This is a genomic window from Achromobacter spanius, from assembly GCF_039673305.1.
Classification (GTDB): domain Bacteria; phylum Pseudomonadota; class Gammaproteobacteria; order Burkholderiales; family Burkholderiaceae_B; genus Achromobacter; species Achromobacter spanius_F.
This window is the reverse complement of the sequence record NZ_JBDJLJ010000034.1, coordinates 16454-38576: the sequence shown is the minus strand read 5'-3', so window position 1 is coordinate 38576 and position 22123 is coordinate 16454. Positions and strand designations below refer to the sequence as shown.

The window sequence follows — 22123 nt, the reverse complement described above, 5'->3', positions numbered from 1 at the left end:
GATCCCCACTTTTCCTTAGGAAGTTCCGCCATGAATTCCTTCAACGCCCGGCGCGCCCTGGCGCGCTGCGTCCTGGCCGCCGCCAGCCTGCTGCCTTTCGCCGTTGCTCCGTCGCATGCCGCCGAAACGCCGCAATACGGCGGCATCCTGACCGCCGTCCTCAGTCCCGAGCCGCCCACCCTGAACGTGGCCGTGCAGCAAGTGGCCAGCACCCAGCTGGTGGCCGGCAAGATCTTCGAAAGCCTGCTGACCTATTCGTTCGACCTGAAACCGCAACCCGGCCTGGCCAGGTCCTGGGACGTGTCGCCGGACCGCCTGACCTACACCTTCCATCTGCAGCCCAAGGTGCAGTGGCATGACGGCAAGCCGTTTTCGTCCGACGACGTGGTGTTCACCTACACCAAGATCCTGGCCAACACGCCGCGCACCCGCACGCTGATGGCGAACGTGCAGGAGATCTCGGCGCCGGATCCGCAGACGGTGGTCTTCAAGCTGAAGCAGCCGTACTCCGCGTTCCTGTATGCCTTCGATATCGGGGGCGGCGCGATCCTGCCCAAGCACCTTTACGACGTGGACACGCCGATCGGGCAGAACCCCAACAACAACGCGCCTGTGGGAACCGGGCCCTTCAAGTTCAAGCGCTGGGAGCGGGGCTCGTACATCGAACTGGTCAAGAACGAGCACTACTGGAAGGAAGGCCGCCCCTACCTGGACGGCATCACCTACCGCGTGATTCCCGACTCCGCGTCGCGCCGCGTGGCGCTGGAGCAGGGCACGGTGCTGCAGGCCTGGCTGCAGGATATCGAGCCCGTGGACGTGGCGCGCGTGGCCAAGCTGCCCAACATCACGCAGACCCACAAGGGCTACGAATACTGGTCCACGATGCAGTGGATCGAACTGAACGCAGGCCGCCAGCCGTTCGCGGACAAGCGTTTCCGCCAGGCGCTGATGTACGGCATCAACCGCCAGTTCATCACCGAAAAGATCATGTTCGGCACGGGCACGGTCGCCACCGGCCCGATCCATCACAACACGCGCTTCTACGATGGCAACGTCAAGCCTTATCCCTACGATCCGAAGAAGGCCATCGCCCTGCTGGACGAGATGGGCCTGAAGCCCGACGCCAAGGGCGTGCGCGCCTCGGTCGGCCTGATCCCGCTGCCCTATGGCGAGATGCAGCGCCGCGTGGCCGAATACATCAAGCAGAACCTGGCCAAGATCGGCGTGGCCGTGACGCTGGAGAACACCGATGTCGGCGGCTGGACCAGCCGCGTGGGCAACTGGGACTACGACATGGGCTCCAACGGCGTGTTCCAGTACGGCGATCCGGCCATCGGCGTGTCGCGCACGTACCTGGGCAGCAACATCAAGAAGGGGCTGATGTTCACCAATACGTCGCAGTACAACAACCCCAAGGTCGACGAGCTGTTCAACGCCGCCGCCACCGCCGCCACCGATGAAGAGCGCCAGAAGCTGTACAGCGAAGTGCAGCGCATCCTGGTGGAAGACGTGCCCGTGCTGTGGATCGCCGACACCAACTATTCGACCCTGCTGAACAAGCGCGTGCATGACGCCGTGACGACCGCGCTGGGCGTCGTCGACACGCAGAGCGACACCTGGCTGTCCAAAGAATGAAGAAGATCGCCAAGTTCCTGGCGAACCGGGTGGTCAAGAGCGTCCTGGTTCTGCTGATGATCGCGCTCTTCAACTTCTTCCTGGTGCGGGCGGCGCCGGGCGACCCGGCGGAGATCCTGGCCGGCCAGTCCGGCGCGGTGGACGCCGAGTTCATCGCCAAGCTGCGGCAGGAGTTCGGGCTGGACAAGCCGATCGCGGTGCAACTGGGGCAGTACCTCAAGAACGTCGCCACGTTCGACCTCGGGTACTCCTACCGTCAGCAGGCGCCGGTATCCAGCCTGATCCTGGAGCACCTGCCGGCCACCTTGCTGCTGACGCTGTCGGCATTCGCCTTTGCGCTGCTGGCGGGGGTAAGCCTGGGCACGCAGGCCGCGCTGCGCGTCGGGAAGTGGGGCGATACCGTCATCACGACCCTGTCGATGCTGGCCTACGCCACGCCGCTGTTCTGGGTGGGGCTGATGCTGGTGCTGCTCTTTTCCGTGAACCTGGAATGGCTGCCGGCCTTCGGCTATGAGAGCGTCGGCGCCAATCTGACCGGGCTGGCGCGCCTGGCCGACGTGGCCAGGCATCTGCTGCTGCCGGCGCTCACGCTGGGCATGTTCTACATGGCGGTCTACGCCCGTCTGACGCGCGCGTCCATCCTGGAAATCAGCCAGCTGGACTTCGTGAAGACGGCGCGCGCCAAGGGCCTGTCCGAACGCACGGTGATCGTGCGCCACGTGCTGCGCAATGCGCTGCTGCCCGTCATCACCTACGCCGGCATCCAGGCGGGCGGGCTGATCGGCGGGTCGCTCCTGGTGGAAACGGTCTTCGCGTGGCCGGGTATCGGCCGACTGGCGTTCGACGCGCTGATCCAGCGCGACTACAGCGTGCTGCTCGGCGTGTTCTTCGTGGCCTCGCTGATCGTGGTCGTGGTCAACCTCATCACCGACATTCTGTACACGGTGGCGGACCCCAGGATCGAACTCAAATGAAAGCGTTCATGCAATCGTTCTGCCGCAACAAGGGCGGCGTCATGGGCCTGATCGTGGTCGCGCTGGTTGCGCTGGTGGCCATCACCGCGAGCTGGATCTTTCCCGACAGTCCCTGGGACATCATCAACGGCCCGTTCATGCCGCCGCTGTCAGAAGGCGCATTGCTCGGCACCGACACGCTGGGGCGCGACATCGCCTCGGGCATCGCCTATGGCTCGCGCGTCACGCTGGTGCTGGCCGCCGTGTCCACGGCGGTGTCGATCCTGCTGGGCATCACCGTCGGCGCGCTGGCCGGGTTCTACGGCGGACGCGTGGACCAGGCCATCGTGGGGTTCATCGAACTGTTCCAGACGATCCCCAGCTTTTTCCTGGCGGTGGTGCTGGTGGCGATTCTGACGCCCAACATGGCCACGGTGATCTTCGCTATCGCCGTGGTTTCCTGGCCGCCGCTGGCGCGGCTGGTCCGCGCCGAATTCATGAGCCTGAAGAACCGCGAGTTCGTCCAGGCGGCGATGCTGTCCGGGCAGTCGAACCTGCGCATCATCCTGACGCAGATCCTGCCCAACAGCCTGTCGCCCGTGATCGTGTCGGGCTCGCTGATGATCGCCAGCTCCATCCTGCTGGAATCGGCGCTGAGCTTCCTGGGCCTGGGCGACCCCAACGCCATGACCTGGGGCTACATCATCGGCGCCTCGCGCAGCGTGCTGCGCGACGCCTGGTGGATGAGCGTGTTTCCCGGCGTGGCGATCCTGATGACGGTGCTGGCGCTCAACCTGATCGGCGAAGCGCTCAACGATGCGCTCAACCCCAAACTGGCCCGCAGGAGGACGACGTGATGAGCGCGCTGCTGGAAATCCGTGATCTCAGCGTAACGGCCGCCCATGGCGGTCCGACGGTGGTGCAGGACGTGTCCTACACCGTGAACCGCAACGAGATCCTGTGCGTGGTGGGCGAGTCCGGCTCGGGCAAATCGGTCACCGCGCACGCCATCATGGGACTGCTGCCGGCTGACCAGCTGAGCGTCACGCAGGGGCAGATCCTGTATGGCGGGCACGACCTGGTCCACCTGTCGCCCACCGACTGGTACGGCTTGCGCGGCCGGTCTTTCGGCATGGTCTTCCAGGAACCCATGACGGCGCTCAACCCCATCATGCGGGTGGGCCGCCAGGTCGACGAGGTGCTCGAGCGCCACACCAACCTTAATGCCGCCGCCCGCAAGCAGCGCGTGCTGGACCTGTTCGGCCAGGTGTTGCTGCCCGATCCGCAGGCCATGTACGACGCCTATCCGTTCCAGCTCTCGGGCGGCCAGCGCCAGCGCGTGGTGATCGCGATGGCCCTGGCGCTGGAGCCGGACGTGCTGATCGCCGACGAGCCCACGACCGCGCTGGACGTCACCACGCAGGCGCAGATCCTGGACCTGATCAAGGATATCCAGCGGCGCATGGGCATCGGCGTCATCTTCATCACCCACGATTTCGGCGTGGTGGCCGACATCGCCCACCGCATCGTCGTGATGCGCAAGGGGACGGTGGTGGAAGCGGGCGCCGCCGAAGACATCCTGAACCGTCCGCAGCATCCCTACACGCGCCAGCTCATCGCCGCGGTGCCGCACAAGCCGCAAGGCAAGGACGAGGCCGCCGCCGCGCAACCGCTGATGGTGGTGAAGAACCTGTGCAAGACCTTCGCCACGGGCGGGCGGCGCGTCGACGCGCTGCGCGACATCTCGCTGGAGATACGCCAGGGGGAAACGCTGGGGCTCGTCGGGGAGTCCGGTTCGGGCAAGTCCACGCTGGGCCGCACGCTGATCGGGCTGATCCCGCCCGACAGCGGCAGCGTGCGCATGGAGGGCCAGGAGCTCGTGGGCATGAAGCCGCGCGATTTCCGTCCGTACCGCCGCCAGATCCAGATGGTGTTCCAGGATCCCTACGCGTCGCTCAATCCGCGCCACCGCGTCATCGAGGCCGTGGCGCAGGGGCCGATCGCCTTCGGCGAAAACCGCAAGACCGCACTGCGCGAGGCGCGCGAACTGCTGGAATTGGTGGGCCTGGGCGGCGACGCCGGCGACCGCTATCCGCACCAGTTCTCGGGCGGGCAGCGTCAGCGGGTGGGCATCGCGCGCGCGCTGGCGCTCAAGCCGCGGCTGCTGGTGGCCGACGAGGCGGTGTCGGCGCTGGATGTGTCGATCCAGGCCCAGGTGCTGGACCTGCTCAAGACCGTGAGCGGGCAGTTCGACCTGTCGGTGCTGTTCATCACCCATGACCTGCGCGTCGCAGCCCAGATCTGCGACCGCATCGCGGTGATGCGCCAAGGGCAGCTGGTGGAGCTGGACCGCGCCGCCACGATTTTCTATCACCCCCAACATGAATACACGCGCCGCCTGATCGATTCGGTGCCGGGCAAGGCCTGGAACAAGCCCGATCTGGAGGCGCTGTCGGATCCCTCGACCAGGAGCAAGCAGTATGCGTGACACCGAGTATCAGTTGCTGGACGGGCTGGCGCTGGCCGGCCTGCTGGCCCGGCGCGAAGTCAGCGCGGAAGACCTGATGGCCTGCGCCATCAAGCTGGCGCGGGAACGCGCGCCGGCGATGAACGCGCTGTGCTACGAGCGCTATGAAGAATCGCTGGACGTGGCGCGGGATTGGCAGCCGCGGGGGGCGTTCGGCGCCATCCCCTTCCTGCTGAAGGATTCCGGACTGGCGCACACGCGCTTTCCGTCCAGCCTGGGTTCGCGTCTGCTCAACGACACGGCCTATGCGCGCAACGCCACGCTGGCCGACCGGTTCGAGGCCGCCGGCCTGATTCCGTTTGCCCGCACGACCGTGCCGGAATTCTGCATGGCGCCCACCACCGAGGCGGCGCGCAACGGCGGCCCCACCCGCAATCCCTGGGATCCGACCCGCTCGTCCGGCGGATCCAGCGGCGGCGCGGCCGCGGCGGTGGCCGCGGGGATCGTGCCGCTGGCCCACGGCAGCGACGGCGGCGGCTCGATCCGGATCCCGGCGGCCGCCTGTGGCGTCTACGGCCTGAAGGTGTCGCGCGGGCGCGTGCCGATGGGGCCGTTCCGCGGCGAAGGCTGGGGCGGCCTGGCGACGGACGGCGTGCTGTCGCGCTCGGTGCGCGACACGGCCGCGGCCCTGGACGCCATCGGCGGCCATGAACCGGGCGCGCCCTACGCGGCGCCGGCCGGTCCCGAGTCCTACCTGAAGCTGCTGGCCGAACCGCCCCGCAAGCTGCGCATCGCCCTGTGGCGCGACGCCTGGAACGGCGTCCCGGTGGCCCCGGAATGCGTGGCGGCGGTGGAGCGCGCCGCCGCGCTGTGCCGCGAGCTCGGGCACGAGGTGGTGGACAGCACGCCGCCGGACATCGAATACGAGGCCTTCGTCCTGGCTCACGCCAACGTGCTGGCCGGCAATATCGTGCTGTCGGTCGACACGCGCCTGGGGCTCACCGGCCAGCCGCTGCGCGACGGCGACCTGGAACCCGTCCTGCGCGAGGGCTATGAATATGGCAAGACGCTGCCGGCGGCGCACTACATCGCCAGCGTGAACCGGTTCCACGCCATCGGCCGTATCCTTGACGGCTACATGCAGGGCTACGACGCCATCCTGTCCCCGTCGTTCACGCAGCTTCCCCTGAAGCTCGGCGAGCTCTCGACCGCCAAGGGCTCGTTCCTGGACTTCCGCCGCAAGGTCGCCACCTACGGCACGTTTTCGGCGGCGTTCAATGCGTCCGGGCAGCCCGCGGCCAGCCTGCCGCTGGTCTGGACCGAGGCCGGCCTTCCGGTGGGCGTACAGGTGGTCGGCCGCTACGGCCGCGAAGACCTGGTGCTGGCGCTGTCGGCCCAACTGGAGGCGGCCCAGCCCTGGGCGGGGCGGATCGCCGTTCCCAAGGCGGCCTGAAGGCCGCGGCGGCGGGGCGCAGCCCGTTCGGCCCCGCCCCCATCGGCCGTACAACGGAGGTCGCCAACCGGCCCTACGCCGTTCGGCATCGTCTGAATGGATAGGATACCGGCCGTTGCAAGACCTTTCTTCGATTCCCCCGTAAAATCACCCCATTCAGCAGGACTTCAACCATCTTTCAATAGACAGTACCTAAGGAGGACCACTCATGGCCCTAGTCTCCATGCGCCAGTTGCTCGACCACGCCGCCGAGCACGGCTACGGCATTCCGGCTTTCAACGTCAACAACCTGGAACAGGTCCAGGCCATCATGGAAGCCGCGGCGGAGACCGACAGCCCGGTGATCATGCAGGCCTCGGCCGGCGCGCGCAAATACGCGGGCGAAGGCTTCCTGAAGTACCTGATCCAGGCCGCCGTTGAGTCCTACCCGCACATCCCCGTGGTCATGCACCAGGATCACGGCCAGTCGCCCAAGGTCTGCCAAGGCGCCATCGACCTGGGCTTCTCCAGCGTCATGATGGACGGTTCCCTCAAGGAAGACGGCAAGACCATCGCCGACTACGACTACAACGTCGAAGTCACCAAGAAGGTCGTGGACATCGCGCACAAGCTGGGCGTCACCGTCGAAGGCGAACTGGGCTGCCTGGGTTCCCTGGAAACCATGGAAGGCGACAAGGAAGACGGCCACGGCGCCGACGGCAAGCTGACCATGGACCAACTGCTGACCGATCCGGAGCAGGCTGCCGACTTCGTGCGCCGCACGCAGCTCGACGCCCTGGCCATCGCCATCGGCACCAGCCACGGCGCCTACAAGTTCACGCGCAAGCCCACCGGCGACATCCTGTCGATCTCCCGCATCAAGGAAATCCACGCCCGCCTGCCCAACACCCACCTGGTGATGCACGGCAGCTCCAGCGTGCCGCAGGAACTGCTGGCCGAGATCCGTGAGTTCGGCGGCAACATGAAGGAAACCTACGGCGTGCCCGTCGAGGAAATCCAGGAAGCCATCAAGTACGGCGTGCGCAAGATCAATATCGACACCGATATCCGTCTGGCCATGACCGGCGCCATCCGCCGCTTCTTCGCCGAGAACCCCGAAAAGTTCGACCCGCGCGAATACCTCAAGCCGGCCCGCGCCGCCGCCAAGGCGATCTGTGTCGCTCGCTACACGGAATTCGGCACCGCCGGCAACGCCAGCAAGATCAAGGCGCTGCCCCTGACCGACATCGCCGCGCAATACGCGTCGGGCAAGCTGGCCCAGGTGGTTCAGTAAGCGTGTTGCCACGGCTCCGCCTGCGGGCGGAGCATGCGGAAAAAGGCTGGTCCTGACGGACCAGCCTTTTTGTTTGGGCGCAAGCGGCCGATGGCGCTATTGCGGCGAGTTCCTCGGGAAATGCGGCACAGTGCGGTCCACGTGATGCCACGAAGGCGCCGAATCCGTCCACAGGCTGACCTTGGCGTGGAACGCCTCGGGATCGTCCAGCGACCCCGCGCGCACGACTTCATAGCCCATGCCCTCCGACCCGCCGAACAGCGGCGTGCCACAGGCGGCACAGAAGCTGCGCATCACGGAATGGCCGGAATCGCCCTGGTAGCGGTGCTCTTTGGGCTGGCCGCGCAGCAGCGTCACCGCGCCCGCCGGGAAGATCAGCGCATGGGCCGGGGCGCCGCCGCTGGAATACTGGCAGTCCCGGCAATGACAGGTGGCGGCCGTGATGGGCTCGTCGGTCAGGGCGTAACGGATGGCGCCGCACTGGCAGCCGCCTGTCATGTGCACCTGCGCGTCGGCGTGGGGCATGCGCTTGGGGGAAGCATCCTGCATACGACTCTGTCTCCGGGAGGTGGTCTGCGCCGTGACGCCCGTTGGGCGGCCGGCGCGAATAGTGGGGTGGGAAGTAGCCTAACCCGGCCCCCGGGCGGCGGCAAGGCGAACATATTTGCAGTAATCTATGCGCTTTGCGGGGGCCGCCATCCGGCGCCGCTCCCGCACAGTGTCCGATTTCGTTCTACTTCCCGCCCTGGCGCCCGCCCGCGGCGGGAATGTTCATTTTTGCCATAGGCCATTCCCGTGACTTCTGCTTTGCATGAATCCAGCATCAAGTCCTTGCCGCTGCTGGGCCGCGGTAAGGTGCGCGATATGTATGCCGTCGGCGACGACAAGCTGCTGATCGTCGCGTCGGACCGCATCTCCGCCTTCGATGTGATCCTTGACGACCCCATTCCCGGCAAGGGACAGGTGCTGACCGAGCTGACCGAATTCTGGCTGCAGAAGCTGGCGCACATTCTGCCCAACCATTCCACCGGCGTGAAGCCCGAGGACGTGGTTGCCCCCGACGAAGTGGACCAGGTCCGCGGCCGCGCGGTGGTGGTCAAGCGCCTGAAGCCCATCCTGGTGGAAGCGGTTGCCCGCGGCTACCTGATCGGTTCCGGCTGGAAGGACTACCAGGCCACCGGCGCCGTCTGCGGCATCAAGCTGCCGGCCGGCCTGCAACAGGCCAGCAAGCTGCCCGAGCCCATCTTCACGCCCGCCGCCAAGGCCGAATTCGGCATGCACGACGAAAACGTGGACTTCGCGCACGTGGTCAAGGAAGTCGGCCAGGAAATGGCCGAGCGCATCCGCGACGTCACGCTCAAGCTGTACGCCGAGGCCGCCGCCTTCGCGGCGACCAAGGGCATCATCATCGCCGACACCAAGTTCGAGTTCGGCCTGGACGACAACGGCACGCTGCACCTGATGGATGAAGTGCTGACGCCGGACTCGTCGCGCTTCTGGCCCGCCGACGGCTATCGCGTGGGCATCAGCCCCCCGTCGTTCGACAAGCAGTTCGTGCGCGACTGGCTCGAGACCCAGACCTGGGACAAGACGCCGCCCGCGCCGCGCCTGCCCCAGGACGTCCTGGAAAAGACGGCCGCCAAGTATCGCGAAGCCCTGGACCGCCTGATCGCCTGATCGGCCCCGCGCAGAAAACCCGCTCGTTGACCGAGCGGGTTTTTTTTGTCCGATCAAAGCATCGGGAAGGGGAAACCCGAAGAATTTGAAGGTAATTATTTCCGATTGTTACGCTATACTCGTCCGCTGCACGTTCGGGACTGCATAGAGAGGAGCGCCGCATGGTGATGATGTTGCCCTTTGTGACTGCGATGGCCGCCGCCTGGTTCGGGATGCTGGGCAGGCGCCGTCCCTGCGTGACATTCTGGCTGCTCACCCTGGCGCTCTTTGCCGCCTGGTGCCACTACCACATGACCAGTCCGCTGGCCCTGTCCCTGTGAAGCGCGGGCGATGATCTTCTCTCGCAATCCCGCGCGCGGCTCGCGCATCCTGAATGGCCTGGCGCTGCTTGGCGTCACCGCAATCCTCTGCATGGCCTTTGTCTGGCAGTTCGCCTACGACGAACTGCCTTGTCCCCTGTGCCTGCTCCAGCGCGTGGCGCTCATGCTTGCCGGCATCGGGTTTCTGCTGAACATGCGCGTGGGGCCGTCGCCGATGCACTACGCGATGAGCATCGCGGCCTCGCTGGGCGGCATGGCGGCCTCGGGCCGGCAGGTGCTGCTGCACATCGCGCCGGGGGACCCTGGCTATGGCACGCCGTTCCTGGGCCTGCATTTCTATACCTGGGCCTTCATCACGTTCTCGGCCATCATCGCCTTCTGCGCGTTGATGTTGTCCGTCGACCGCAAATGGGGCGACAGCATGCTGAAAAAGCCGGTGTCGGCGCTGGGCGTGGTGGTCATGGCCCTGTTTTTCGTCGTTGTCCTGGCCAACGCCGGCAGCACCACGCTGCAGTGCGGTTTCGGACCCTGCCCGGATGATCCGGTCAGCTATCTTTGGCTGGGATCCGCGGCCGCGCCCTAGCGGCCCGCGCGCGCCGGGTAAAATAGCGGGTTTCGCGGCCAGGTTCCGCGGTTCCCCTGACATTTTCGCGGCGCTGGCGCCGCGGTCTCAACTCTTAGACACCGGCTATGACAGACCAGACTTCCGCAGCGGCGCAGGCCACCCCCGTGGTGGGCGTGATCATGGGATCTTCCAGCGATTGGGAGGTCATGAAACACGCGGTGACCATGCTGGAGGATTTCGGCGTGGCACATGAAGCGCGCGTGATCTCCGCGCACCGCATGCCGCAGGACATGGCCTAGTACGGCGCCGCGGCGCACGCCCGCGGCCTGCGCGGCATCATCGCCGGCGCCGGCGGCGCCGCGCATCTGCCGGGCATGATGGCCGCGCTGACCGAAGTGCCGGTGTTCGGCGTGCCGGTCCCGTCCAAGTACCTGCGCGGCGAAGACTCGCTGCTGTCCATCGTGCAGATGCCCAAGGGCGTGCCTGTGGCCACCTTCGCCATCGGCGAGGCCGGCGCGGCCAATGCCGCCCTGCACGTGATCGCCACCCTCGCTGGCACCGACGCCGGCCTGCACAAGAAGCTGCTGGCCTTCCGCGCCCGCCAGACGCAGGCCGCGCGCGACATGAAGGTTCCGCCCGAGGCTTGATCCGAATGACACAATCCAATGCTTTCATGATTGCTCCCGGCGGCTGGCTGGGCATGCTGGGCGGCGGCCAACTGGGCCGCATGTTCTGCCACGCGGCGCAGAGCCTGGGCTATCGGGTCGCGGTGCTGGACCCGGCCGCCGAGTGCCCGGCGGGCATGGTCGCGGACCTGCATATCCAGGCCGCCTATGACGACGAAGCCGGACTGGCGCGGCTGGCCCAGACCTGTCAGGCCGTCACCACCGAATTCGAAAACGTGCCGGCCGACAGCCTGCGCACCCTGGCGACGCGCTGCCGCGTCAGCCCGGCGGGCGACGCCGTGGCCATCGTGCAGGACCGCATCGCCGAAAAGACCTTCATCGCCGCGCAAGGCATCCCGGTCGCGCCGCACGCGGCCATCCGCAGCGAGGCCGACTTGCGCGCCGCGCCCGACGCCCTGTTCCCGGGCATCCTGAAAGTCGCCCGCCTGGGCTACGACGGCAAGGGCCAGGCCCGCATCGACACCCGCGAAGAAGCGCTGGCCGCTTTCGCGGAGTTCGGCGGCGTGGCCTGCGTGCTGGAAGCGCTGATGCCGCTGGACTACGAAATCTCCGTGGTGCTGGCGCGCGGCTTCGACGGCGCCAGCGTGGTGTTTCCCGTGGCGCGCAACGTGCACCGCGACGGCATCCTGGCCGTGTCCACCGCCGCGCCCGTACAGGACGCGGCCCATGCCGAACGCCAGGCGCGCGCCACCGAGGCGGCGCAGGCCATCGCGCAGGGCCTGGGCTACCACGGCGTGCTGTGCGTGGAGTTCTTCGTGCTCAAGGACGGCAGCCTCATCGTCAACGAGATCGCGCCGCGTCCGCACAACAGCGGGCACTACACGATGGACGCCTGCGTCACCAGCCAGTTCGAACAACAGGCGCGCGCCATGGCCGGCCTGCCGCTGGGCGGCACCGACCTCCTGGCGCCCGCCGTCATGCTGAACATCCTGGGCGACATCTGGTACGCCAACGACACCGACACCACGCAGCGCGAGCCCGATTGGGCGGCGGCGCTGGCGGTGCCGTCCGCCAAGCTGCACCTGTACGGCAAGCGCGAGGCGCGCCGCGGCCGCAAGATGGGCCACGTCACGATCGTGGCGGCCACGTTGCAGCAGGCCCGCGACGACGCCGCCCGCGTGGCGGCGGCGCTGGGCATGCAGGCGCCCGAATAGGCCGGGTGATCCGATGTCCCTGACCACGCCCGAATCCGCCGGCGCCGCGGAAATCGCCCACGCCGCGCAGCGCATGCTGGACGGTGAACTGGCCGCTTTTCCCACCGAAACCGTCTACGGCCTGGGCGCGGACGCGGAAAACCCGCAGGCGGTCGCCAAGATCTACGCGGCCAAGGGCCGGCCGTCGAACCACCCGGTCATCGTGCATATCGCCCCGCAAGGCGACGTCTCGTACTGGGCGGCGCAAGTGCCGCCCGAGGCGCGCCTCTTGATCGACGCCTTCTGGCCCGGTCCGCTGACCCTGATCCTGAAGCGCGCGCCGCACATCGTCGACGCGGTCAGCGGCGGCCAGGACAGCATCGGCCTGCGCTGCCCGTCCCATCCGGTGGCGCAGGCGCTGCTGGCGGCGTTCGCGGCTGGCAAGCCGAACGGGCAGGGCGGTGTGGCCGCGCCGTCGGCCAACAAGTTCGGCCAGGTGTCGCCCACGCGCGCGGAACACGTCCGCAGCGAATTCCCCGACGAAGTCGCGGCCGGCATGCCCGTGCTGGAAGGCGGCGCGTCGGAAGTGGGCATCGAATCCACGATCCTCGACCTGTCGCGCCTGGACCGCGGCGCGGGTCCGGTGCTGCTGCGTCCGGGCCACGTCAGCGCCGCGCAGATCGAAGCCGTGCTGGGGGTGCAGGTGTTCGCGCCCGATGCCGCGGCCCCGCGCGCCTCGGGCACGCTGAAGGCGCACTATGCGCCGCGCACGCCGCTTGAACTGGCCACGGGCGAACGCATGCAGGACGTGCTGAAGGGCCGCAATCTGCCCGCGGGCAATGTGGTGCTGGTGGCCTACGGCCCCCGGCCCGCCAACACCGACGCCCGCGTCCAGTGGCAGCCGGTGCCGGCCGATCCGGCGCGCTACGCGCAGGCCCTGTACGGCCTGCTGCGCGACCTGGACGGGCAGGGCTATGCGCGCATCATCGTGCAGGCGCCGCCCGCCACCGACGACTGGCACGCGGTCAATGACCGCATCGGCCGGGCCGCCGCCGCCTTCACGCTGGACACCACCGGCCTGTAGCAGCCTGACCGCTCAGGCGGCCAGGAATTCCCCGATACGCTCCACGGCCTGCCGCAAGGGCGGCAGGAATTCGTCCTTCAGGCGGCCGAGCGGCACGCGCGCGGCTTTCACGCTGACATTCACCGCGCCGCACGCCTTGCCGCTGGCCGACCGCACGGCCACCGAGATCGCGCGCACATTCAATTCCAGTTCCTGGTCGACCACCGCATAGCCCTGCTCGCGGATGCGGGCCAGTTCCGCGCGCAGCTTCGCCTCGGTGGTCAGCGTGAATTCGGTATAGGGCTGCAGGTCGGTCGCGGCAAAGTAGCGCGCCAGTGCGGGTTCGGGCAGTTCCGCCAGCAGCACGCGCCCGATGGACGTGCAATAGGCCGGCAGCCGGCTGCCCAGCCCCATCGAGGTCGCCAGCAGGCGGTTCACCTCGGAGCGGGCCAGATACAGCATTTCATGGCCTTCCATGATGGCGAGCGCGCAGGTCTCGTTGACGGTGGCGCTCAGTTCTTCCAGCACCGGCTGCGCCAGCGAGACGAACGGCGTGGAGGAAAAATACGCGTAGCCCAGCCCCAGGATGCGCGGCGTCAGCACATACAGCCGGCCGTGCTGTTCGGCCATGCCCAGCAGGATCAGCGTATGCAGGCAGCGCTGCACGACCGCGCGGGGCAGGCCGGCCCGCCGGCTCAGTTCGGCGGCGGTCTGGGGATGGCGGCGCGTGCCGAAGGCGCGGATCACGTGCAGGCCGCGCGCCAGCGTCAGCATGTAGTCGGGATCGCCGCGCAACTGGTCGGGATGGTCTTCCGCCGCGACCGGAGCGGCGTAGCCGGGAGGGGGCAGGTTGGGCAGCATCAGCCTGCGCGCAGGGGCGCGCCGGTGCGGCTCTGCAGGTCGGATAGCGTCATGCCGTTGATCATATCCCGAACGACCAGTCCGTCCGGCGTGACGTCGATGACCGCCAGGTCGGTGTAGATGCGGTCGACCACGCCGGCGCCCGTGAGCGGGTAGGTGCAGCGCTCGACGATCTTGGGATCGCCGTTCTTGCTGTTGTGCTCCATCATGATGAACACGCTGCGCGCGCCCACCGCCAGGTCCATCGCGCCGCCCACGGCCGGCGCTTCGCCGGGCTTATCGAGCGACCAGTTGGCCAGGTCGCCGTTGGCGGCGACCTGCATGCCGCCCATGACGCAGATGTCCAGGTGGCCGCCGCGCATCATCGCGAACGAATAGGCGTGATGGAAGTACGACCCGCCGGCAAGCAGCGTCACGGGCTGCTTGCCGGCGTTGATGAGGTCCAGGTTGATGTCGGCCTCGGCCGGCGGCGGACCCATGCCGAGAATGCCGTTTTCGCTGTGCAGCACGATCTCGCGGCCTTCGGGGAGATGGGCCGCCACCAGCACCGGCATGCCGATGCCCAGGTTGACGTAGCTGCCGTCGGGGATATCCAGGGCCAGGCGGCGCGCGATGGCCTCGCGGGTCAGGGGACGAATCATGGATCGGTTCCTAGCTGGAGAAGGCGGCGTCGGCGACTTCGGTGACGCGCTTGACGAAGATGCCGGGGGTGACCACGGCTTCGGGCGGCAGTTCGCCCAGCGCGGCCTTCGCCCGGACCTGCGCGATGGTGGTCTTGGCGGCCATGCACATGATGGGGCCGAAGTTGCGCGCGCTCATGTTGTAGGTCAGGTTGCCCCAGCGATCCCCGCGGTCGGCCTTGACCAGCGCGAAATCGCCGTGCAGGGGCTCTTCGAAGACGTGGCCGCGGCCGCCGATCATGCGGGTCTCCTTGCCGCGCGCGAGGTCGGTGCCGTAGGCGGTGGGCGTGAAGAAGCCGCCCAGCCCCGCGCCGGCGGCACGCAGCCGTTCGGCGATGGTGCCCTGCGGCACGCATTCGAGTTCGATGCGGCCCTGGCGGTAGAGATCGTCGAAGACCCAGGAATGCGAGGCCTTCGGAAACGAGCAGATGACCTTGCGCACGCGTCCGGCCTTGATCAGCGCCGCCAGGCCGGTCTCGCGGTTGCCCGCGTTGTTGCTGACCACGGTCAGTTCGCGCGCGCCCTGGTCGATGAGCGCGTGGATGAGTTCGGTGGGCATGCCGGCGCCGCCGAACCCGCTGATCAGCACCGTGGCGCCGTCGTGGATGTCCGAGACCGCGGCCGCGGGGGTGTCGATGAACTTGTCGATCATGGGGGCTCCGTCGGGAACGGGCGCCGGGGGCGCCCGGCAGCGCTCAGTTCACGGTGATGTTCGCCTGCTTGATGATCTCGGCGTAGCGCGCCGAGTCCTTCTTCATCAGCTCGGCGAACTGCGCCGGCGTGCCGCCCACGGGCAGGAAGCCGGCGTCCACGAACTTCTGCCTGACGTCCGGCTCCTTGACGATTTCGCTGATCTCGCGCGCCATGCGTTCGATGATCGGCTTGGGCGTGTTGGCCGGCGCCATCAGCCCGGCCCACGATCCGGTGACAAACCCCGGCAGGCCGGCCTCTTCCATAGTCGGAATGTCCGGCTCGGTCGGCCAGCGTTCCTTGCCGGTGAAGGCCAGCGCCTTCAGGCGGTTCTGCTTCACGTACTGCATCGGCACCAGGATGGGATCGAACACCATGGACACGCGGTTGCCCAGCAGATCGGTGAGGATCGGCGCGCTGCCCTTGTAGGCCACGTGCGTCATCGTGATCTTGCTTTGCAGCGCGAAATCGGCGCCGGTCAGGTGCGCGCTGGATCCGTTGCCGCTGGAGGCGTAGGTCAGCTTGTCCGGATTCTTGCGGCCATACGCCACCAGGTCCGCCACGGTCTTGACGGGCAGCTCCTCGGAGACGAACAGGAAGAGGGGCAGGTCGGCCATCTGCACTACCGGCGTCAGGTCGGACGGCGAGTAGCCCAGCTTGTACAGGTGGAAGTTGATGATGTAGGCGGGCAGCATCGACAGGAAGGTGTAGCCGTCGGGTTCCGCCTTGGCGGCCAGGGCCGAGCCCAGGCTGCTGTTTGCGCCCGGCCGGTTCTCGACGACGATGGTCTGCTTGAGCCGCGGGCCCAGCTTTTCCATCACGATGCGGGTGACGATGTCTGTGGAGCCGCCGGGCGTGTACGGAACGATGATCTTGATGGGCTTGCTGGGCCAGTCGTCCGCCGCCTGGGCGGGCGCCGCGGCCAGTCCCGCGGCCGCGACGGCGGCGTACAGCAGGGTCCTGAGGGCGTGGCGGCGTCCAGCTGCCGCCTGGCGATGGGGCTGCGATTTGCGTGCTTGTGCCATGGACTTTGTCTCCTCCATGAATCGGCCGTGTGTCGATGCGCGCCCGGGGTTTTTCTGTGGCGCGACCGGCTTTTTTAAGGGGCTGCGGCTTTGCTGCCTATCGGACGGAGACGGCGCAAAGACGCGAAAAAAGTATGGCACGCAGGGGTGGGCCGGGCGGTCCGCGACGGGCCCGATAAAGTTCGATCACCGGACAACGGCCCAGGCCTCGTGGTGCGAGATCCGGTTCGGGTTTTCACTAGGAAAGCGCGCGTTGTTCACGCTGTGGACATCGCTTAATCTGGCGGCCGGACCAGTAAGGCGGGTTCTGGTATCAGCCGCTGCCGGCTACGAGCCGCTTGCGGTCATCTATCTCAGGAGAGGCAAAATGAAGCGGACTTTGATGGTTGCAGCCGGCGCGCTCGCCCTGGCTTGCGCGTCCCAGGCGGCGATGGCCGGTCCCACGCTGGACGCGGTGAAGAAAAAGGGATTCGTGCAGTGCGGCCTGACCGACGGCGTTTCCGGTTTCTCCGCCACGAACAGCAAGGGCGAATGGGAAGGCATGGACGTGGACATCTGCCGCGCGGTCGCGGCGGCCGTGTTCGGGGACCCCACCAAGTTCAAGGGCACCGCGCTGTCCACGCAGCAACGCTTCACCGCGCTGCAATCAGGTGAAGTCGACGTGCTGCTGCGCACCGTGACGCTGACCCAGACGCGCGACACCTCGCTGGGACTGTCCGCGGTGGCGGCCAGTTTCTATGACGGCCAGGGCATCCTGGTGAGCAAGAAACTGGGCGTCAAGAGCGCCAAGGAACTCAACGGCGCCACGGTCTGCGTGCAGCCGGGCACCACCACCGAACTGAACCTGGCCGACTGGTTCCGCGCCAACAACATCGAATTCAAGCCCGTCGTGATCGACAAGGTCACGGAAGTCGTGCGCGCCTTCGAATCCGGCCGCTGCGACGCCTTCACGGACGATGCGTCGCAACTGGCCGCCGTGCGCGCCACGCAGGTCGCCAACCCCAACGACTACGAGATCCTGCCGGAACGCTTCTCCAAGGAGCCCCTGGGCCCCATGGTCCGCCAGGGCGACGAGAACTGGCTGGGCATCGTCCGCTGGACCCTGTTCGCGCTGCTGGAAGCCGAGGAATACGGCATCACGCAGAAGAACGTGGACGAAATGCTCAAGAGCAAGAATCCCAACGTGCTGCGCATCCTGGGCGTGACGCCCGGGGCGGGCAAGAACATGGGCGTGGACGAGAAGTGGGCCTACAACGCCATCAAGGCGGTGGGCAACTACAGCGAAGTGTTCGAACGCAACGTCGGCAAGGACAGCAAGCTGGGCCTGCAGCGCGGCACGAACGCGCTGTGGAACCAGGGCGGCGCCATGTATCCGTGGCCGATCCGTTGATGCCTCAATAGCCCGGCGGGTCCGGCGTTTGCGGATCCGCCGCGCACGGCAAGGCCTCCTTCGGGAGGCCTTGCCGTTTTTTTGGGGATCGTTCCCGTGCGTCACTGCCGCCATATTGGGGACATCTGATATAGAATGAGAGCGATTCCCATTTATAGCCAAGCCGCCCGCCGCGCCGCCATGCTCCCGCCTTCCACGCTTACATCGGACCAGCACCTTCTGGTCCGCATCCATACCGAAGACAGGCCTTGGCTGCTGGGCCGCCTCTACACCCGGCTGCGCAACATGGAGGATGCGGAAGACGTCGCGGGCGACACGTTCGTCCAGTTGATCCAGACCCCGAGGCTCGCCTCGGTGCGCGAGCCCCGGGCGCTCATCATCACGATCGCGAAGCGGTTGATCTGGAAGCTGTGGCGCCGCCGGGAGCTGGAGGCCGCCTGGCTTGAAAGCCTGCTCGACAAGGGCGAACAGTTCGCGCCGTCGCCGCAGGAGCAGCTCATCATCCTGCAGACGCTGCAGCAGGTGGACCAGATGCTCGACGGCCTGTCGGCCAAGGCGCGCGCCGCGTTCCTGTATAGCCAGCTGGACGGCCTGCCGCACAAGGAGATCGCGGCCGCGCTGGGCGTGTCGGTGAGCATGGTGCGGCAGTACATCGCGCAGGCGCTGCAGCGTTGCTACGCGCTGGCGGAGGCGCCATGAGCCGCGGGCAGGCAGCCTCCGACGCCGGCGACCGCGCGATCGGCTTCTGGCTGAAGCTGACGTCCGGCGAGGCGACGGACGCCGACCGCAGCGCCTGCGCGGCGTGGCGCGCGGCCGATCCGGCCCACGAACGCGCCTGGGCGCGGCTGCAGCAAGGACTGAGCCAATCGGTGGGACGCCTGGAAACCGTGATGAAGAATGAGCATCACGCCCTGCGGCGCACGCTGGTGCGTCCCGCGCGGCGCCGCGTGCTGCTCAACGCCGCCGGCCTGGTGGGCGCGGCGGCGGCGGGGGCGTGGGCCGCCAACCGGGTCGCGCCCCTGGGCAATCTGGTGGCTGACCTGGGCACGGCCACCGGAGAACGGCGCGAATTCACGCTGCCCGATGGCAGCCTGCTTATGCTGGACGCGCGCAGCCGGGTGGATCTGGCGTTCACGGCGCAGGCGCGCAGCGTGCGCCTCCTGGAAGGCGCTCTGGTCGTGCAGCCGCGCGCGGGCCATCCCGCGCTGTTCGACGTGCATACGCCGCACGGGCTGGTCCGCAGCGCGGGCGCAGGCTGCATGGTCCGGCTGGAATCGCAGGACAGCCTGGCGGTTGCGCTGCAAAGCAGTATCGAAGTCTTGCCGCGCACGGCCGAACGGGTGACGCTGGCCGCCGGGGAGGGGGCCCGTTTTGGCGCGGCGTGGGCGGACCGGCCGCAGCCCATGGAAGACGCGGCGTCGTGGCGCGAGGGGTGGCTCAAGGCGCGCGACCAGCCGCTGGGCGAGATCGCCGCCGCGCTGGGGCGCTACCGGACGGGCTTGCTGCGCGTGAGTCCGCAGGCCGCGGCGCTCGCGGTGTCGGGCCTGTATCCGCTGGACGACACCGACCGCGCGCTCAGCGCGCTGGAACATACCTTGCCGATCACCGTCAGCCGCTATACGCGCTGGCTGACGGTGATCGACGTACGTCCAGCCTGAGCTTTTTTCATTTTTTTCGCACGAGGACTGTCACTTTTCCGATCTCGCGGCACATGTCTACATATCGCTGTGCGCAACGTATCGGAGATCTTCATGCGCGTTTTGCCCATTCCCCATGTATTAAGCGCCGCCGTGGTCCTGGCGGCATCCAGCCTGGCTCAGCCGGCCCATGCCCAGCCGCGCGCACCCATTGCGTTCGACCTGCCTGCCGCCAGTCTGGACGCCACGCTGACCGAGATCGCCCGGCTGGGCAAGACCGTGGTGTCCTACGATCCGCAACTGGTCCGCGGCCTGAGCGCGCCCGCGGTACGCGGCGTCTATACCGTGGATGCGGCGCTGCGCGAGGCGCTGGCGGGCAGCGGCCTGGAACCCGCGCGGGCCGGGGATGGGACGCTGACGTTGCGGCGCGCGCCGAACGTCCAGACGACGATGCTCGCGCCCGTCACCGTGTCGGGGCAGCAACCGCCCCTGGACACCACCGGCACCTACGTGGTGCAGGTCACCAACAGCGCCACGCGCCTGAACCTGTCGCCGCGCGAAACGCCGCAGTCCGTGACGGTGGTGACGCGCCAGCGCATGGACGACCAGTCCATGCAGAACCTGGACGACGTGCTGCAGGCCACCACCGGCATTTCCGTCGTCCAGAACGGGTCCGAGCGTTCGGTCTACCAGGCGCGCGGCCAGTTGATCGACAACCTGCAGATCGACGGCGTGCCCGCCAACATCAGCAACGCCTATTCGTTCGACGCCATCAACAAGCCCACGACCGAGATCTACGACCGGGTGGAGGTGGTGCGCGGCGCCACCGGGCTGCTGGAAGGCACGGGCAATCCGGCGGCGGCGATCAACCTGGTGCGCAAGCGTCCCGGCATGGAAACCCAGGGCGTGATGACCCTGTCGGCGGGTTCCTGGGACGACTACCGCACCATGCTGGACGTGTCCTCGCCGCTGAACGAGGCCAAGACGCTGCGCGGCCGCGCCGTGATGGCCTACTCCAACGCGGGCAGCTTCAAGGAAAGGGCTGGCAAGGAAAACCAGCTTTTCTACGGCATCCTGGAGGGCGACATCACCCCGGCGACGACCGTGACGGCGGGCTTCAGCTACCAGAAGGACCGCAACCAGGGGTATGACTGGTCCGGGCTGCCCACGCGGGCCGACGGCTCGTTCTACCCCATGTCGCGCAAGACCTCGCTGGTGGGCGACTGGAATTACCTGGACAAGCGCAACACCAACGTGTTCGCGGACATCAAGCATGAATTCGCCAACGGCTGGAAGCTGACCGTGGCCGGCAACTGGCTGTCGGCCAAATCCGACTTCCTGGGCAACTACACGCAGCGCACGAGCGGCGACGTATTCACGCTGAACCCGCGCCTCTTCCAGTACGACGACACGCAGTGGGGCCTGGATGCCTATGCCTCGGGCCCGTTCCAGCTGCTGGGCCGCCAGCACGAACTGGTGATCGGCGCATCCACGCGCAAGGACGACTTCAGCTACCACGGCGGACGCGACGCCAGCTACCGGTACCTGGTGGACATGAACGACCTCGGCGCCTTCGACCCGCCGGCGCCCACCGGGCTGGACGCCCACATGTGGCAGTACAACATCACGCAGAAGCAGCAGGGCATCTACACGGCCGGGCGCTTCAGCCTGACCGACAGCACCACGGTCATCCTGGGCGCGCGCATGAGCTGGTTCGAGTTCGACCGCTATGCCCAGACCACCGTGCGCACGGAAAGCCGCTACGAACAGCGCGGCAAGGTCACGCCCTACGCCGGCGTGGTGCAGGACCTTAACGAGAACCTGTCGGCCTACGCCAGCTACACCGAGATCTTCAAGCCGCAGGAGAACATCGGCGTCGACGGCAACGTGCTCAAGCCGATGACGGGGCAGAACTACGAGATCGGCCTGAAGGGCGAATTCATGGATCGTCGGGTCAATGCCGCGCTGGCCCTGTTCCAGACGGACCAGAAGGGGCGGGCCGACCTGATCGATGACAGCGACCTGTGCCCGCCCGGGATCTTCTCTTGCTATCGCGCGGCCGAGAAAGTGCGCAATCGCGGCGTGGACTTCGAGATCAACGGCGCGATCACGCCGGCCTGGAACGTCAGCCTGGGCTATACCTACACGCAGTCGAAGTATGCGCAGGGCCCGCAATCGGGCGAGGCGTTCGCCACCATCTACCCGCGCCATCTGCTGAAGGTGTCCACCGACTACCGCCTGCCGGACCGCTGGAACAAGCTGCGCGTGGGCGGCTCGGTCTATGCGCAGAGCGGCATCTACAACGTCAGCGGTCCGGACGAGGACGAGTACCGGATCTCGCAGTCGCCCTATGCGCTGGTGGGGCTGCACGCGGTCTATGACGTCAACAAGAACCTGGCGGTGCAGTTCAACGTGGACAACCTGTTCGACAAGAACTACTACCAGTCGGTCGGGAACCCCAATTACTGGAGCTTCTTCGGACAGCCGCGCACGTTCCGGCTGGCGCTGCGCGCGACGTTCTAGCCGCCGCGGGGCACCGCCGGGGGGCGGTGGCCTGCCTGCCCCCGAAAGCCGCCCTGGATTGTTCCGGCAGACGGAACGCGGGGGAATGGTTC

Annotated in this window: 20 protein-coding genes and 1 pseudogene; 16 read left to right on the top strand and 5 right to left on the bottom strand. The window is 67.5% G+C overall.

The window, feature by feature from the left end:
- Positions 1 to 30: 30 nt before the first annotated feature.
- From ABE485_RS21705 to fba, 6 genes are all read left to right on the top strand, one after another.
- Complete coding sequence (locus ABE485_RS21705; RefSeq protein ID WP_346517329.1) at positions 31 to 1635, top strand: ABC transporter substrate-binding protein; 1605 nt, start codon at positions 31 to 33, stop codon at positions 1633 to 1635.
- Complete coding sequence (locus tag ABE485_RS21700) at positions 1632 to 2609, top strand: ABC transporter permease (protein ID WP_346517328.1); 978 nt, start codon at positions 1632 to 1634, stop codon at positions 2607 to 2609. Before ABE485_RS21705 ends, ABE485_RS21700 begins: the two co-directional genes overlap by 4 nt.
- Complete coding sequence (locus tag ABE485_RS21695) at positions 2606 to 3445, top strand: ABC transporter permease (RefSeq protein ID WP_076515986.1); 840 nt, start codon at positions 2606 to 2608, stop codon at positions 3443 to 3445. The genes ABE485_RS21700 and ABE485_RS21695 overlap by 4 nt, the downstream gene beginning before the upstream one ends.
- Entirely contained in the window at positions 3445 to 5076 is a 1632-nt protein-coding gene (locus ABE485_RS21690) for an ABC transporter ATP-binding protein (protein ID WP_346517327.1), read from the top strand. The genes ABE485_RS21695 and ABE485_RS21690 overlap by 1 nt, the downstream gene beginning before the upstream one ends.
- A complete protein-coding gene (locus ABE485_RS21685) occupies positions 5069 to 6508 on the top strand; it encodes an amidase (RefSeq protein WP_346517326.1) in 1440 nt (479 codons plus the stop codon). The genes ABE485_RS21690 and ABE485_RS21685 overlap by 8 nt, the downstream gene beginning before the upstream one ends.
- Positions 6509 to 6716: 208 nt before the next feature.
- Positions 6717 to 7781 (top strand): class II fructose-bisphosphate aldolase, encoded by a 1065-nt coding sequence (gene fba, locus ABE485_RS21680; RefSeq protein WP_008162845.1) that lies wholly within the window; start codon positions 6717 to 6719, stop codon positions 7779 to 7781.
- Between the two features lie 96 nt (positions 7782 to 7877).
- Here fba and ABE485_RS21675 read toward each other — a convergent pair whose 3' ends face one another.
- Positions 7878 to 8330, bottom strand: a complete 453-nt coding sequence (locus ABE485_RS21675) for a GFA family protein (RefSeq protein ID WP_346517325.1) — start codon at positions 8328 to 8330, stop codon at positions 7878 to 7880.
- A gap of 246 nt (positions 8331 to 8576) precedes the next feature.
- Here ABE485_RS21675 and ABE485_RS21670 point away from each other — a divergent pair, with 246 nt between their 5' ends.
- The 6 genes and pseudogenes from ABE485_RS21670 (at position 8577) to ABE485_RS21645 (ending at position 13246) form a co-directional block, all read left to right on the top strand.
- Positions 8577 to 9458 carry a phosphoribosylaminoimidazolesuccinocarboxamide synthase gene (locus tag ABE485_RS21670; protein WP_346517324.1) on the top strand — a complete coding sequence of 294 codons (882 nt, stop codon included), beginning with the start codon at positions 8577 to 8579 and terminating at the stop codon, positions 9456 to 9458.
- Positions 9459 to 9619: 161 nt separating this feature from the next.
- Positions 9620 to 9778, top strand: coding sequence for a DUF5993 family protein (locus ABE485_RS21665; RefSeq protein WP_346517323.1), 159 nt, complete (start codon positions 9620 to 9622; stop codon positions 9776 to 9778).
- A gap of 10 nt (positions 9779 to 9788) precedes the next feature.
- Entirely contained in the window at positions 9789 to 10361 is a 573-nt protein-coding gene (locus tag ABE485_RS21660) for a disulfide bond formation protein B (RefSeq protein ID WP_346517322.1), read from the top strand.
- A gap of 107 nt (positions 10362 to 10468) precedes the next feature.
- Positions 10469 to 10990, top strand: a pseudogene (gene purE / locus ABE485_RS21655) (5-(carboxyamino)imidazole ribonucleotide mutase).
- A 5-nt stretch (positions 10991 to 10995) separates the two neighbouring features.
- Positions 10996 to 12183, top strand: a complete 1188-nt coding sequence (locus ABE485_RS21650; protein ID WP_346517321.1) for a 5-(carboxyamino)imidazole ribonucleotide synthase — start codon at positions 10996 to 10998, stop codon at positions 12181 to 12183.
- A 13-nt stretch (positions 12184 to 12196) separates the two neighbouring features.
- Positions 12197 to 13246: an L-threonylcarbamoyladenylate synthase gene (locus ABE485_RS21645; RefSeq protein ID WP_346517320.1), complete on the top strand. Its 1050-nt coding sequence runs from the start codon at positions 12197 to 12199 to the stop codon at positions 13244 to 13246.
- Between the two features lie 12 nt (positions 13247 to 13258).
- Here ABE485_RS21645 and ABE485_RS21640 read toward each other — a convergent pair whose 3' ends face one another.
- The 4 genes from ABE485_RS21640 to ABE485_RS21625 are packed head-to-tail and all read right to left on the bottom strand — an operon-like array spanning position 13259 to position 16481.
- The gene (locus ABE485_RS21640) at positions 13259 to 14086 is read right to left on the bottom strand and encodes an IclR family transcriptional regulator domain-containing protein (protein WP_346517319.1); all 828 of its coding nucleotides are present in this window, start codon (positions 14084 to 14086) and stop codon (positions 13259 to 13261) included.
- On the bottom strand, positions 14086 to 14727 hold the full coding sequence (locus ABE485_RS21635) for a 3-oxoacid CoA-transferase subunit B (protein ID WP_346517318.1): 642 nt from the start codon (positions 14725 to 14727) through the stop codon (positions 14086 to 14088). Before ABE485_RS21635 ends, ABE485_RS21640 begins: the two co-directional genes overlap by 1 nt.
- Before the next feature lie 10 nt (positions 14728 to 14737).
- Entirely contained in the window at positions 14738 to 15418 is a 681-nt protein-coding gene (locus ABE485_RS21630) for a 3-oxoacid CoA-transferase subunit A (RefSeq protein WP_346517317.1), read from the bottom strand.
- A 43-nt stretch (positions 15419 to 15461) separates the two neighbouring features.
- Positions 15462 to 16481, bottom strand: a complete 1020-nt coding sequence (locus tag ABE485_RS21625) for a Bug family tripartite tricarboxylate transporter substrate binding protein (RefSeq protein WP_346517316.1) — start codon at positions 16479 to 16481, stop codon at positions 15462 to 15464.
- A gap of 367 nt (positions 16482 to 16848) precedes the next feature.
- Between ABE485_RS21625 and ABE485_RS21620 the strand changes: the two genes are divergently transcribed.
- The 4 genes from ABE485_RS21620 to ABE485_RS21605 all read left to right on the top strand — a co-directional run bounded on the left by ABE485_RS21620 (position 16849) and on the right by ABE485_RS21605 (position 22031).
- Positions 16849 to 17871: an amino acid ABC transporter substrate-binding protein gene (locus ABE485_RS21620; RefSeq protein ID WP_346517315.1), complete on the top strand. Its 1023-nt coding sequence runs from the start codon at positions 16849 to 16851 to the stop codon at positions 17869 to 17871.
- A gap of 180 nt (positions 17872 to 18051) precedes the next feature.
- Positions 18052 to 18570 carry a sigma-70 family RNA polymerase sigma factor gene (locus ABE485_RS21615; RefSeq protein WP_346517314.1) on the top strand — a complete coding sequence of 173 codons (519 nt, stop codon included), beginning with the start codon at positions 18052 to 18054 and terminating at the stop codon, positions 18568 to 18570.
- Positions 18567 to 19529: a FecR domain-containing protein gene (locus ABE485_RS21610; RefSeq protein ID WP_346517313.1), complete on the top strand. Its 963-nt coding sequence runs from the start codon at positions 18567 to 18569 to the stop codon at positions 19527 to 19529. The genes ABE485_RS21615 and ABE485_RS21610 overlap by 4 nt, the downstream gene beginning before the upstream one ends.
- 93 nt (positions 19530 to 19622) lie before the next feature.
- Positions 19623 to 22031: a TonB-dependent siderophore receptor gene (locus ABE485_RS21605; protein WP_346517312.1), complete on the top strand. Its 2409-nt coding sequence runs from the start codon at positions 19623 to 19625 to the stop codon at positions 22029 to 22031.
- Positions 22032 to 22123 lie beyond the last annotated feature (92 nt).

What these genes read in the sequence shown, in the direction of transcription:
- ABE485_RS21635 (WP_346517318.1), bottom strand. Translation starts at nt 14,727, where the DNA reads ATGATTCGTCCCCTGACCCGCGAGGCCATCGCGCGCCGCCTGGCCCTG.
- ABE485_RS21675 (WP_346517325.1), bottom strand. Translation starts at nt 8,330, where the DNA reads ATGCAGGATGCTTCCCCCAAGCGCATGCCCCACGCCGACGCGCAGGTG.
- ABE485_RS21605 (WP_346517312.1), top strand. Translation starts at nt 19,623, where the DNA reads ATGCGCGTTTTGCCCATTCCCCATGTATTAAGCGCCGCCGTGGTCCTG.
- ABE485_RS21650 (WP_346517321.1), top strand. Translation starts at nt 10,996, where the DNA reads ATGACACAATCCAATGCTTTCATGATTGCTCCCGGCGGCTGGCTGGGC.
- ABE485_RS21640 (WP_346517319.1), bottom strand. Translation starts at nt 14,086, where the DNA reads ATGCTGCCCAACCTGCCCCCTCCCGGCTACGCCGCTCCGGTCGCGGCG.
- fba (WP_008162845.1), top strand. Translation starts at nt 6,717, where the DNA reads ATGGCCCTAGTCTCCATGCGCCAGTTGCTCGACCACGCCGCCGAGCAC.
- ABE485_RS21665 (WP_346517323.1), top strand. Translation starts at nt 9,620, where the DNA reads ATGGTGATGATGTTGCCCTTTGTGACTGCGATGGCCGCCGCCTGGTTC.
- ABE485_RS21610 (WP_346517313.1), top strand. Translation starts at nt 18,567, where the DNA reads ATGAGCCGCGGGCAGGCAGCCTCCGACGCCGGCGACCGCGCGATCGGC.
- ABE485_RS21705 (WP_346517329.1), top strand. Translation starts at nt 31, where the DNA reads ATGAATTCCTTCAACGCCCGGCGCGCCCTGGCGCGCTGCGTCCTGGCC.
- ABE485_RS21700 (WP_346517328.1), top strand. Translation starts at nt 1,632, where the DNA reads ATGAAGAAGATCGCCAAGTTCCTGGCGAACCGGGTGGTCAAGAGCGTC.
- ABE485_RS21695 (WP_076515986.1), top strand. Translation starts at nt 2,606, where the DNA reads ATGAAAGCGTTCATGCAATCGTTCTGCCGCAACAAGGGCGGCGTCATG.
- ABE485_RS21625 (WP_346517316.1), bottom strand. Translation starts at nt 16,481, where the DNA reads ATGGCACAAGCACGCAAATCGCAGCCCCATCGCCAGGCGGCAGCTGGA.
- ABE485_RS21645 (WP_346517320.1), top strand. Translation starts at nt 12,197, where the DNA reads ATGTCCCTGACCACGCCCGAATCCGCCGGCGCCGCGGAAATCGCCCAC.
- ABE485_RS21620 (WP_346517315.1), top strand. Translation starts at nt 16,849, where the DNA reads ATGAAGCGGACTTTGATGGTTGCAGCCGGCGCGCTCGCCCTGGCTTGC.
- ABE485_RS21685 (WP_346517326.1), top strand. Translation starts at nt 5,069, where the DNA reads ATGCGTGACACCGAGTATCAGTTGCTGGACGGGCTGGCGCTGGCCGGC.
- ABE485_RS21660 (WP_346517322.1), top strand. Translation starts at nt 9,789, where the DNA reads ATGATCTTCTCTCGCAATCCCGCGCGCGGCTCGCGCATCCTGAATGGC.
- ABE485_RS21690 (WP_346517327.1), top strand. Translation starts at nt 3,445, where the DNA reads ATGAGCGCGCTGCTGGAAATCCGTGATCTCAGCGTAACGGCCGCCCAT.
- ABE485_RS21630 (WP_346517317.1), bottom strand. Translation starts at nt 15,418, where the DNA reads ATGATCGACAAGTTCATCGACACCCCCGCGGCCGCGGTCTCGGACATC.
- ABE485_RS21615 (WP_346517314.1), top strand. Translation starts at nt 18,052, where the DNA reads ATGCTCCCGCCTTCCACGCTTACATCGGACCAGCACCTTCTGGTCCGC.